Source organism: Egbenema bharatensis FJBBOT/2019 (assembly GCF_048077055.1).
In the GTDB taxonomy this organism is placed as follows: Bacteria; Cyanobacteriota; Cyanobacteriia; order Elainellales; family Elainellaceae; genus Egbenema; species Egbenema bharatensis.
This window is the reverse complement of record NZ_CP182236.1, coordinates 3,716,683-3,729,302: the sequence shown is the minus strand read 5'-3', so window position 1 is coordinate 3,729,302 and position 12,620 is coordinate 3,716,683. Positions and strand designations below refer to the sequence as shown.

The 12,620-nt window shown below is 49.3% G+C and carries 9 protein-coding genes and 1 pseudogene; 5 read left to right on the top strand and 5 right to left on the bottom strand.

Annotation, left to right across the window (positions count from 1 at the left end; translation table 11 throughout):
• Positions 1-163 precede the first annotated feature (163 nt).
• Complete coding sequence (gene folP / locus ACM1PF_RS17305) at positions 164-1,093, top strand: dihydropteroate synthase (protein ID WP_416676505.1); 930 nt, start codon at positions 164-166, stop codon at positions 1,091-1,093.
• 8 nt (positions 1,094-1,101) lie between these two features.
• Here folP and ACM1PF_RS17300 read toward each other — a convergent pair whose 3' ends face one another.
• The 4 genes and pseudogenes from ACM1PF_RS17300 to ACM1PF_RS17285 all read right to left on the bottom strand — a co-directional run bounded on the left by ACM1PF_RS17300 (position 1,102) and on the right by ACM1PF_RS17285 (position 6,295).
• The gene (locus tag ACM1PF_RS17300; RefSeq protein WP_416676504.1) at positions 1,102-1,995 is read right to left on the bottom strand and encodes an SPFH domain-containing protein; all 894 of its coding nucleotides are present in this window, start codon (positions 1,993-1,995) and stop codon (positions 1,102-1,104) included.
• Positions 1,996-2,232: 237 nt separating this feature from the next.
• The gene (locus tag ACM1PF_RS17295) at positions 2,233-2,700 is read right to left on the bottom strand and encodes an NfeD family protein (RefSeq protein ID WP_416676503.1); all 468 of its coding nucleotides are present in this window, start codon (positions 2,698-2,700) and stop codon (positions 2,233-2,235) included.
• 187 nt (positions 2,701-2,887) lie between these two features.
• Complete coding sequence (locus tag ACM1PF_RS17290; protein WP_416676502.1) at positions 2,888-4,846, bottom strand: alpha/beta hydrolase; 1,959 nt, start codon at positions 4,844-4,846, stop codon at positions 2,888-2,890.
• Positions 4,847-5,228: 382 nt separating this feature from the next.
• A pseudogene (locus tag ACM1PF_RS17285) lies at positions 5,229-6,295 on the bottom strand (glycosyltransferase).
• Between the two features lie 194 nt (positions 6,296-6,489).
• Between ACM1PF_RS17285 and ACM1PF_RS17280 the strand changes: the two are divergent.
• Positions 6,490-7,023: a TIGR00725 family protein gene (locus ACM1PF_RS17280; RefSeq protein WP_416676501.1), complete on the top strand. Its 534-nt coding sequence runs from the start codon at positions 6,490-6,492 to the stop codon at positions 7,021-7,023.
• Positions 7,024-7,648: 625 nt separating this feature from the next.
• Positions 7,649-8,878: a glycosyltransferase gene (locus tag ACM1PF_RS17275; protein WP_416676500.1), complete on the top strand. Its 1,230-nt coding sequence runs from the start codon at positions 7,649-7,651 to the stop codon at positions 8,876-8,878.
• 172 nt (positions 8,879-9,050) lie between these two features.
• Here the strand turns inward: ACM1PF_RS17275 and hemB are convergent, their stop codons facing one another.
• Positions 9,051-10,034, bottom strand: coding sequence for a porphobilinogen synthase (hemB, locus tag ACM1PF_RS17270; protein WP_416676499.1), 984 nt, complete (start codon positions 10,032-10,034; stop codon positions 9,051-9,053).
• Between the two features lie 819 nt (positions 10,035-10,853).
• Between hemB and ACM1PF_RS17265 the strand changes: the two genes are divergently transcribed.
• Both ACM1PF_RS17265 and ACM1PF_RS17260 read left to right on the top strand, forming a co-directional pair.
• A complete protein-coding gene (locus ACM1PF_RS17265; RefSeq protein WP_416676498.1) occupies positions 10,854-11,720 on the top strand; it encodes an alpha/beta hydrolase in 867 nt (288 codons plus the stop codon).
• Positions 11,721-11,740: 20 nt separating this feature from the next.
• Positions 11,741-12,442, top strand: a complete 702-nt coding sequence (locus tag ACM1PF_RS17260; RefSeq protein ID WP_416676497.1) for an alpha/beta hydrolase — start codon at positions 11,741-11,743, stop codon at positions 12,440-12,442.
• The last annotated feature ends 178 nt before the right edge of the window (positions 12,443-12,620 follow it).

Here is a 12,620-nt window from a genome sequence, read left to right as displayed (position 1 = left end):
TGGACTGGCTCTGGACTGGCTCTGGGAAGCGTGGTTTGGGAGAATATATAGTTTCGCAGAGTCTTGCTTCTAAGAATATTGCTTCTAAAAATATTGCTTCTAAAAATACTGCTCTGAGAATCTTACGTCTGGAAGTGCGATGAAAAATGTAATGGGAAATGCAATGTCAGAGAATATTGGGGCTGGAAAGGGGACTGAAGCAACATCTGAAAAGGATCTACCCTCGATCGCAGCCTGGACAGTGCGGGGGCAGCGGTTTGACTGGGGCAAACAAACCTACTTGATGGGAATTCTTAACGTTACCCCCGATAGTTTTAGTGATGGAGGACAGTTTAATACCCTGGATGCTGCCATTGTCCAGGCCCAACACCTGATTCAGTCTGGAGCGCATTTGCTGGATATTGGTGGGCAATCCACTCGCCCCCAGTCCGATCCAGTGTCGATCGAGGCAGAATTACAGCGCGTGATACCGGTAATTCAGGCATTGCGATCGAACTCTATCTCCTCCTCCGCAATTAACTCCATCCCAATTTCCGTTGACACTACCCGCGCCGAGGTGGCCCGTGCTGCCATTCAGGCTGGGGCCGATCTGGTGAATGATATTTCTGGGGCGACCTATGATCCAGAAATGCTACCCACCGTCGCGGAACTCAACGTGCCGATCGTGTTGATGCACATCCGGGGTACGCCCAAAACCATGCAGCAACTCACGGATTATGCTGATCTGGTAAAAGAAGTGTACGAATTTCTGATGCAGCGGGTGGAAGCGTGTATTGCCGCCGGAATTAGCCCCGATCGCATCATGCTAGATCCAGGGATTGGCTTTGCTAAAACCTATGAGCAGAATCTAGAACTTTTGCGCCAAACCGCTCAATTCCGTTGCTCAGGATATCCAGTCTTGATCGGAACTTCCCGCAAAAGCTTTATTGGTCATATTCTTCAGCAACCTGACCCAAAGCAGCGAGTTTTAGGAACCGCAGCAACCTGTTGTGCCGCGATCGCAGGGGGGGCTGACGTTCTCCGAGTCCACGATGTCGCAGAACTACGAGACGTTTGCCAGGTTGCAGATGCGATCTGGCGCAACTCATATTAGCCGTGACGTTATGAATTAGCCCCACCCCCACCAGGGTTTCCGCTCGGCAACCGGGGAGATTTCGAGGGAGGAGCTGCAGGAACATCGGGTTCAATCAGTTCCGCCAAACTATGGGTTAAGTCCCTGGGGTTCATGAACACAATCTTCGAGTTGTTGCTCTGCCCTAACTGATAATTGGCTTCAACGTATTGTTGAGCCACCAGGTAGCGCAAAATCTCTTGCGGATTAGATCCCGCAGGCATTACCTCAGCAATTCGCTTCACGGACTCTGAAATGGCTTCTGCTTCCTGAAGGGCGGCTTCCTTTTTACCCAAAGCCCGGGCCACTGCGGCCCGCCGATCGCTCTCTGCTTCTCGCTCACGTTCCAGCGCCAAAATTACGCTTTCGGGTGGTTTAATGTCTTGAATTTCAACGCGAGTAATTTTAACTCCCCAGGGTTCAGTTGCTTCATCCAGACTTTCCAGCAAGGCCCGAATGATTCGATCGCGCCCAGAGTTGGTTTCTTGCAGGCTCATTTGCCCGACTTCTGACCGCAGGGTGGTAATAACCAGGTTTTTAATCCCTTCTTCCACATCTTCGATCGCATAGTGAGCTTTTTCTAGCTCAAAAATCCGCCAGAAGACGACGGCATCAACCGTTACCCGTACGTTATCTGAAGTAGTTGCCTCACTGGTGTCTTCCTTTGGGTCAATATCCAGGATTTGTTCCTTAATTGAACCACTGGCAACCACCTCATCCACAAAGGGAATAATGCCAAAATTAAGGCCCGGTTTGAGCTTCCGGTGATAGCGCCCCAACCGCTCAACGAGCGCTTCATTTCCTTCCTGAATTCGTTTAGTTGAGCCGACGGTTCCAGCAATTACCATCAAGACGAAAGCAAATAGCCACGCCAAACTGCCCATGTACTGTTTCTCCTGCCTGATGCGGCTTAATTGTAATTGAAGTGGGGCAAACTGACCCTCCTGAAGAAGATTTGTAAATCATTCAACAGGTTAAAAACAACAAGATAGAGAGAGGATAACAGGATCAGCAATTATCAAGGTAGATTATCAAGGTCAGATTGATATCAGATGAGTTACTGCGCCAATTCATTGCGCGTGTCAAAATAAGACACTGCTATCTTAGTTGTAGCTGTTATTTCAGTAATTGGAATATTCTTCTGAATCAGATTCAGGAAAAAACGTGGGCAAGACTAAAAGGGTTAGCCCCTGCCGTCCGACCACCTCAACGGTTTCTCCAGGCGAAATGGTCACATCAGAAATCTGACAGCGGGCTTTCCAGAGGGCCCCATCGTAGGAAACTAATCCCACTCCTCCCTTCGGAATCGTTTCAGAAACGATCGCTGCTGTACTGGGGCTTAGATCTTTTGCTTGCTTGGGAACCATGCCCCGCAAAACGATCGCCAGGGCGATCGACAAAATCCCCCACAACACTACCTGTGTTGGCAATGAAGTCACCGTTAAGGCTGCCATTGCCGTAATTAAGGCAGCAATCCCCAGAGAAGCAACCACTGGCTCCCCGACTAACATTCCCAAAATCAAAAATAGGAAACCCAGCACCAACCATAGGGTGTAAGGTTGGTTCACAATTAATTCAGTTAAGTCCACAGCAGACCCCACCCATAAAAGAGCGACTAGAGACATTCATTATGACAAAGATGTCCCCGTATGACTTAGATTAGCGAAGGGATGGGCTGAACAACCTCCGTAGAATCCAGATCCAGGGTCAACTGTCATTAAACTGTCATGAAACAGCCATTAAGAGCCGTTAAAAAGCATTAAGAACTGGATATTTTCAAGATTTCTGCTGGTTGCGTCGGCGTTTGCGCCTGAGGTGTAGCAGCGTTTTACCTGCAAAGGGCAGTCCTCCCGGCAAAATAAACATCACAATGGGCAGACTATCCAGCAAGCAGCCTGTGTCAGGACTACACAATCCAGTCGGTTGCGATTGCCCCCATCCACTCGTCAATGTACTGGCCACCACTTGCTCCATCGGTAGGGCAGCCATCTTGAGCCAGTTGGCAAAATTCGCGGGAAGCTCTGAATTGAGGCGCAGTTTTAAACCCGTTGTGGAAAAGGACTGAGCGTAGGCGGGAGTCAGGAAAGAAGCGTAGCGATCGGCTTCAGGCGTTTGTTGATGCACAAAGGCTAGAGTGACACCCCGCAACAGTTGGCGCAGCGATTCCGTTTCCTCTTGCCGTTCTCGCACAAAGAAACTCTGGGATAAAGCGCGATTGAGATTGGCTGGATCCCCCACGCTCAGATGGGTTGCCCCGATCGCAGTTAATAAATATTTAGACGTATGGAGTTGGGTAAATGGCAAAAATTGCTGGCTCACGGCAGGGGTAATGGAGTCATCGGTCGCGGCCAACATCAGGGTAGGAATATCGACCTCCGCCAGGCTGCCCTCGTCAAACAGTCGCCCAATCACTGGATTCAGCAACACCACCTGAGAGACTCGCTGATCTCCCAGATCCGTGGGCACTTCGGGCAGGTCTGCCGCATTACACTGAAGCAAATCGGCGGGGGTGAGCATCACGGGATTTGGATCGCTGCAAAACTGCTGCAAATGATCCAGGCTGAGCTGAGTGCCTGCTAGGGCCAGGGCGGTATAGCCCCCCAGGGAATGACCAACCACAACCACTTCTTCTGTATTGAACTTTCCCCTTAGAGAAGCGGAGTAGCGATCGAGCAAACTGAGGCGATCGAGCAGAAAGCTGACATCTTTGGGGCGATCAACAAATTCACTGGCCGGAAGGATGCTGCTGGCTCTTTTCAATCCCGTTTGGGCAATGGCAGTTTCTCCCGTCAGCCAGGCCACATTACTGCCTGGATGCTCAATAGCAACTACCGTGATCCCGTGGGAAGCCAGATGGTAGGCCAGATATCCCAAAAAACGGCGATCGGCTCCAAAACCGTGGGAAATCACCACCAGGGGCCCTTTCGTTCGGCGCCGACTGCGGTAGATATCAATCGGAATTGTTCGATCGCGCTTATAGTCCCGCAGGGTCATCGTATCTTTCCACACCCAATGGGGCCCAGATTGGGTTGGATCAAATTCAGCGTGGACGATCGGCTGATCCTTGACCGTCAACTCTCGATCGAGCACTGAACTCAAGGTTTGACTTTGCCAGTAAGGTAAGTTCATCTGAGAAGCCAGCCCAATGGCAGCGATCGTGTCGATCGTCACTGTGTCTTGGGGAAAGCTTTTCAGAAACCCCAGCAGGCTAATACCATCCGGCTGTAGGGCAGCTTCGGTCAGGGCAATTTGGAGTTGCTCGGAATCGGTGCCGGGAATGGCAACTTGCAAGGTATTGAGAAACCGTTCTCCACCCGAAGAATGGAGCAAATCTTCTACTAGCTTGTCACCCACATTTGGATCAAGCCGAATATGCGTACTCAGTGCTCGACGCACATCCTGGGTCAACAGGGGAGAATAGAGCCGGAGCCGTTGGGGCACCTCACCGGTTTCAACAAAATATTCCAGGTCACTGACATGAATGGACTGCCGAAACGGCCCCAAGCGAATGACAACTCGTTCTGCGGCAGAAACGGGTGCAGCGATACTAACCCCTATGGCAACCGCTATACTCATCAGAGCCGTTTTTAGCCCAAATCTTCGACCCGAGTGCTGCTGTAAATGGGGCGATTCTGGGGAACGGGCATACCGTGATTGACTGTTAACACGACAACCAACGCTGGACGACGCAACAGGGTGAGAAATCTGAAATGGCTGGGGGTGTTTGACAGACATTGTGTGAGGGCAAACTTGAGAGCAATCTAGATGGGAAAGCTTAAAATTCAGCAATCGAAGGGGGCGTAACTTAGGGCATATCAATCATCTTTCCCTATATTTTAGGCTTCATATCAATCCATCCTTTGATGTTTACTAACATTTAGCAATTCCAATCTCAATGAGGCTCGGATGTGTGATTGTTCCCTGATTTAACTTTTGACGATACGCTCATCGATCGCTGTAGCAGAGATAGCGGTTCGCTCCAGTAAACCGTCGGGACACTCTAACGGTAACAACTCTTAAAGATCGTCTCCTGGCACCGGCATGATCTGGAGTAGCCTGGGGCATCGAACGATTAGCTGAGGTATTTCGTTCAGGAGTCCGCCTGCGCTGTCCCACCCTATGTAATCTCCGAAGCTTTGAATTCTTGCTCCGGAGGGGTTTGCGGCAACCAGACAATTTGTCGAGCCAGGGGTGGCAATTGCGCTTGAAGTTGCCCCTGAGTGCGCGCATGACGACACATCAAATCAAGGGGGGTATCAAGCAGGCGATCGATCACGGTCGGAGAGAACGGAACCTGCTCCGGCAGGGAATCGCTGGATTGAGATCTCAGCCCCGCTAAGACAGCTAAAGGAATTTCCTTCAAAAGCCAGCGACCCCAACGATGGAGGGCATCCCGCCAGGACATAGTCCTGGTTAAGCTAATTCCATGTAAGTCGTGCAGGTAGCGGTTAGATTGACCATACCGCCGCCATTGGCTCCGCAGTTCTACCAGGGTGGATCGATGACGATGACGCACGATCGCGTGTTCCGCAAGCTGAATTTGCCAATGACCCTGGCTCAAAATCCGCCAGCACAAATCCGCATCTCCACCCGTTGTGAGATAGGCCGAAATAATCCGGCCTGTTTTACTACAGAACACCGAATCGCTAAATTGGCCGTCTGGCCATAGGGTGAAAAGGGGTGAGCCAGGGTATGCCGTTGGGACAGGGTTTGATGGCGTTCAGCATACCGCTCCAGCAGCGTATTACCCGGCAAGGCCAGAACCTCGCCCGCAACCAGACCGATCGCAGCCTGACTAAAGGGTTGAACCAGTTGCTTAAGCCAATCCGCTTCAGGACGACAATCGGCATCCGTAAACGCCAGAATTTCGCCCTTTGCCTGCCGAATTCCCGTATTGCGTGCAGCGTAGGAGCTTTGAATGTCGGTTTCTTGTAAGACTCGAAAATTTGTCGTGGGGTAATGGGCGATCTGACTTTGCAACCGCTCAAAGGTGCGATCGGTACTATTGTTATCGACCAGCAAATACTCCACGCGATCGGCCGGATAGGTCTGGGCATGAAGCAATTCCAGCAAATCGGGAACATCTGCCTCCCCGTTATAGATCGGAATAATAACGGAAACATGAGGATAAAAAGAAAACGGGCTGAATTGAGGCGATCGGGGTTTAGAAGGTTCAAGGATCATAATCAAAACAATGTAGAATCCAAAGAAAAATGCTGGAGCGGAGTAGGGCTTCATTAGCCCCAGTTTTCCCAGCCTGTGGATTCCCTTAACCGTTTCCAACATTTCCCCGTTTGGCAGCTCAATCTACCCAGGGCTTAAAAGCTAAGGTGATTCGAGATCAAGGGAATCAGAGAAGGTGATCAGAAATGAGGGAAATGAGAAAACCGATCGTAGGGATAATGGGCCCCGGACGGGGCGCAACTCATGCCGACATTGCGGTTGCCTACGAACTGGGACAGTGCATCGCTCAGCAGGGATGGTTATTGCTGACAGGAGGGCGAAATGAAGGGGTGATGCACGCTGCCAGCCAGGGCGCTAAAGATGCAGGAGGATTGATAATTGGTATTCTTCCAGGCTCCGACCCTGTGGGCATTTCATCTGCCGTTGACATTCCAATTCTGACGGGAATGGGCAATGCTCGAAACAATATCAATGTTCTTAGCAGTGATATTGTGATGGTCTGCGGCATGGGCTGTGGTACTGCATCTGAGGTTGCCCTGGCTCTGAAGGTGCAAAAACCCGTTATTCTGCTCAATGCCAGCGATGTCAGTCAAGCTTTTTTCCAGCAGCTCACGGATAGTCCAGTGTTGGTTGCGATCGATCCAGCTCAAGCGATGGCGATCGCTCACAATCTGTTCAACTCGACAGCACAGCTTTTACCCTCTCCCAAATTCAGCCTCGAACGGTAAATTCTGACCCAGAACAGGGGCACTAAAGCCAAACAATCAGACATAAGATAGAGCGATTCCCCTTTCTTGATCGGTTAGAACCAATGAGTGATTAAAAAGACAGGGTTGCTAAAGACTCCGATTTTCGGTTAGCATCTCGGTTGATTTAACGCCCTCAGGAACATTACCTGAGACGGTTTGAGGCTATGGATACATACCAACTGATGGTTCACCGTAGTGTGTAATAAGTTACGTTATGTTTTGCATAAGCTTTGCTTATTCTGATGCTGCGGCATTCAATCAAGTTGAGCCAAAAACCCACTGGTTTTTTCAGATCTTCCTCCTGTTGCATTGTCGTGTTGTTCATTGATTCAGTTCTTGATTAGTAGTCCGAACACCCTGAACGTTCTAAGATTTGCCGATATGCGAATCCTTAAGCATTGTTTGAGCCTCATCTCTCTAATTAGGTAGATTCAGGATCAAAATATTTAGTGCGATGCTTAAGTTTGAGTGACGTGATGGGGGCTGCTTTAAGGATGGAATTCCCGGATGAGATTGGGCAAAGTTGGCTGGCTTCCGGCGAACTGATTCAAATTTAAGCCCAATGAAATGACAACCTTTCCCACTTTTTAGAGAGATTATTCCAATGGCGAGAGAACGAAATCTGACTATTTTATCTAGCGAAGCCGTAACGATCTTGCCAAATGGTCAATTTTCAATGACGCAAAAGACGTTAGAAGGCATTCTCCAATATGGTCGGTTTTGGTCTAATCCAATCACCTTAATGATGGAGCGTAAGCGGACACCGGATGATTACATTGGGCAAATCCAGGTCACGCGGGATGACTTGCCGTTTAAGTTAGAAGTTGTAGATTTTGCCACAATCCAGGACGGTCATGCTTTTGACCCTAATGCAGTTGTTCTAGCCTCGGCTGTCCATCAACAAAATCACATTAGTCAGGTTTGCCGTGCTGCTAATATTCCTTGCATCTATCTAGTTGAATACAGCTTACGTACGAGAAAGCAAATTGTTGCAACTAATACAAAAAATCCCTTAATTCGGTTACGGCGCAATCTGTGGCAAGACTCCCAGGAAAGGAAACAACGACGATCGATCGCCCTGGCTAATGGCTTGCAATGCAATGGAACGCCAACCTACGAGAACTATCGCACCATTAACTCTAACTCCCTGCTTTTCTTCGATACGCGCATCACCGAAGAAATGGCGACCACGGAAGATCAGGTTAAACGGCGTTATGCTCAACGAGAACCCGATCGGCCGCTACATCTTCTCTTCTCAGGTCGTCTGATCAAAATGAAGGGAGCCGATCATCTACTGCAAGTCGCAAAGCAGTTAAAGCAGCTAGGAATTGCATTTAAACTGTCAATTTGTGGAGAGGGCGATCTCACGCCAATGATGCAGCGGCAGATTGCAGATCAGGGACTGTCAGATTGTGTACAAATGCTGGGAGTGTTGGACTTTAAGACCGAACTCGTTCCCTTCATCAAAGAAAATATTGACCTGTTTGTATGCTGTCACCGTCAGGGTGATCCGTCCTGCACATACCTGGAAACCATGGCCTGCGGTGTGCCAATCATTGGATACGATAACGAGGCGTTTCAGGGCGTTGTCGATTATTCCAAGGCTGGCTGGCTGGTGCCCATGAATCACCATAAGCAACTCGCCAACAAAGTTGCTGAACTCAGCACCTCCCTGGATGAGTTAAAAGATGCTTCTTTGAAGGCACTCAGCTTTGCTCGGCAAAACACCTTCGAGAAAACGTTCAACCGTCGGGTGGCGCATATTCACTCAGTCATCGAGCAGGCAGAACAGGTGGTTCCTATTCAACCCACAGGTATTCCAGCTCTCTCCTAGGAAAGAAGGTATCAGGGATCGGGGGGAAGGGAGCATTGGTTAAGGGGAATGGCTTGGTAACCCGTGCTCCAGCCCAATGGATCCCTGATCCCTGATCTTCAAGATTCCTGATCTTTAGATTCCCGAAGATTCCCGATCGCGCCTCTCCAATCCCTAATTTCACCTCCAGGCTTTACCCATTCAACCAACGAGCTGCATCTTTTGCGTGGTAGGTGAGGATTAGATCTGCGCCCGATCGCTTGAAGCCCAATAGCGTTTCCAGGACAATGCGCTGTTCATCGACCCAACCATTCAGCGCAGCGGCTTTGATCATGGAGTACTCGCCAGAAACGTTGTAGGCAGCGACGGGCAGGTTTGTTGCTTGCTTTACTCGCCAGATGATGTCCATATAGGCAAGGGCTGGCTTCACCATCAGCATATCTGCCCCTTCTGCAATGTCTAGCTCAATTTCTTTGAGCGCTTCCTGGCCATTGGCTGGATCCATCTGATAGGTACGACGATCGCCAAATTGGGGAGCGGATTCTGCGGCATCGCGGAACGGCCCGTAGTAGGACGAGGCATATTTGGCAGCATAGGAAAGGATTGGAATATCCTGAAATCCCCCTTCATCTAATCCAGCCCGGATTGCCTGAACAAACCCATCCATCATCCCAGAGGGGGCGATAATATCAGCTCCGGACTTGGCCTGGGAAACCGCCGTTTTCTTCAATAGCTCCAGCGTTGGGTCATTCAATACCCGGCCAGTCAAATCTCCCACTTCTAAATAGCCACAGTGACCGTGCGCTGTATATTCACAGAGGCAAGTATCCACAATCACGATCAGGTCAGGAACGGCTTCTTTAACGGCTGTGGTAGCGACCTGAACAATGCCGTGATCATGCCAGGCGCCCGTCGCATCATCATCTTTATCAGCAGGAATGCCAAATAAAATGATGGCTGGAATCCCCAGGTCATAAACCTCCTTCGCCTCTTCAACAATCTTGTCCACCGAAAGCTGGTAAACCCCTGGCATCGACCTGACTTCTTGAGCGATTCCCTCTCCAGGCACAGCAAACAGAGGATAGATCAGGTCGCTGGTGGTTAAAACGTTTTCCTGAACCATCCGCCGGAGTTGAGGATGACTGCGGAGACGACGAGGGCGTTGGATTGGAAACATAGGATTTACTAAGATTTGCTAAGTTTGTGAGGATTGCAACGGTGCTGATTCTTAATAAAGTCTAAGACTTGAAGGGTTCATAAAGCGCACTCGGTAAGTTACGAACTGTAAAAGAACTTCAGGTCATGCAACACAGGGGAACCAAGACGCGAACCGATCGACCATTGATCTTCGCCAGGGAATGCACCCACGCTAGTACACGGCGGCTTGAATATGCCCACCATCTGTAGGGCAGGCTGCTAGCCTGCGCGGGCAGGATGCCTGCTCTGCGATAGCTAAACTCACGCCAAGGTCTACTAGTATCCCGCTAATACCCTGTTGATATCCCGTCAAGATCCCGTCAGTGTTGCGTTCTCAGAATCGTGAATTAAATAACCTGTCAATCGTCCTCCCTGTTTGACTGGGCGGGCAAGATGCCCACCCCACAAGAATTTCAGGTTATTCAATTTGTATTCCTTAGGATGCCGACATCCCTCTTAAATTGCTCCTATTGTTGATAGCTATTTGCAATTGAATCAATGTATAGCTTCAAGGTATTTTTTGTAACTGACTTATTTGGTAAGTTATTTTACGAATTAAAGTCATTCATAAGAGAGATGAAAATTGCGATCGCGTGAGCTATGAAATTCGCTCAGAGTAAAGATTGAACCTTAAGTCAGGATTGGAAATTTGAAATCATTTCTTCGAGGGATATGTTTACAAAATTAGCTAAACATGGAAAACTTGAAGTGCTGCTTTTACTAGAGAATGTATGAAGCAGGGTGCATTATGCATCTTCAGATTTGTGTACTGTTGAATGACTTATTTCAGGTTAAGCATATGGCTTTCAAACCTCAGGATTTTCGATGCAAAGTTCTACCAAAAACGATCGCCCATTCACTTCAGCACTTCAAGTTACTGGGCTTATCTCTATCTCTGGGGATAGGCAGCAGCTTGCTTTTTGCTGATTCAGCTATTGCAGTTGAAACAATTCAGCTTCAATTTCAAGATAGAAGTGTAACGGTCACTCTCGAAGAAGTTAGAACCTTTGCCGAAACGGGAGAAGCAGATGCTGAATTGTCAGCCTTCATTGATGGTAGTGAAGAAATTGCTGACATTGTCGGTACTATATTAACTGAAGAGATTACTTTAACCCCCGCGTTTCAAGAACGGATTAGCCGCGATATACGACGGAGTTCTCTGGGACAGTTTTTGTTAACACAAATTAATCAGTTCATTCAGGGTTCAACTGAATTAACCGCACTAGAGAATGCCATTCAAGCTTCTCTGACAGAAAACAATCGGCTTTCCATCCTGGAAATTGCTGAGAACTACACCGCTCCTGATGTCGATTTTGTAACGATTAATCTGACGGAGGCGGGAGTCGTCTATCGGGATGTGAGAGGGTTTGTGGAGCGAGTTTTGCCCGCGATCGAAGTTGCCAGAGAGTTTTTGCAAGATGCCATCTGTGATTGCCCTACTGTAACGGAGGTCACTGCTCCTGCTGCTGCTGAGGACGACGATACCCCCCAGAGTACGCTGCCAACCGATGAGTTCGTCCCCGTTGCAGCCAGTCAAATCCATTGTCAACCTACAGGTCAACCTACAGGTCAGCCTTCAGCCCTGTCTGAGCCTGCTCTATCTGAAGCTGTGATTGAATCTGCCGCTGAAACTGTCTCTGAACCCACTGCGGCACAACTGAACTAAAGAGCTGAGGGCAAAAAACAATGAATGTATCTATGCAACCATTCCGACGGTGGCTGGGTCGGCGATCGCTTCAGTGGATCGGTTTCAGCGGTATTTTATGGGGAGTACTGGCGACCGGACTGGCCCAACCTTCGATCGCGGCTGAACGCATCTATTTCACCTACGGCCCCATCCAGCGTTCGATTTCCATTGGCGATCTGCGTACCTTTGCAGAAACCGGAGAAACAACTTCTCAATTACGCTGGTATCTCAATTTTGCAGGGATAGAACCAGAGGTACTCCAGCAGGTATTAACCACGGAAGTTCCCATTAACGTCACGACGATCGACAGCATTACCTATTCCCTTCCTGGTCAGTTTGCCCTCTTCCAGATTGGAGAAGTGATTCATACCCGCACCCGGCAAGCCAACATTCAGGCGTTACGTGGAGCCTTGATTGTTTCTGCCAGTGAAGGAAATCGAATTTCGCTCATCGAATTTCTGGAGAACTATCCAACTCCAGGGGTTTACGTGGATGGGGTGCGATTAGCACGAGTTGCCAACACAGTGAATAACTTTATTGGTCAGGTAGAGCCGATCGTCATTGCAGCCCAGGAAATTTTGGAAGGCTTGCTTTGCGACTGTCCACCCCCGGCGGCAGCTCCGTCAGTCGAATCCCCTGCCACGGATGTACCGTTCGTTGATGAAACCACCTCGGAGCCTGATCCCCTGTTGGAGCAGTAAGGGATCTGCAATAAAACGGCATCCCAATTTTGGCAGAAAACTGCTGTAAGGGCGCACTGCTGTGTGCCCCCTACCGGGTACATTTATTTTTCCGCCACTCCCTAACCCTGTTCTCTGCCAGACTCCTTACTTCCTATCCTCAGTCCAACCATTGCTAACAATTGATGGCAATGGTTGT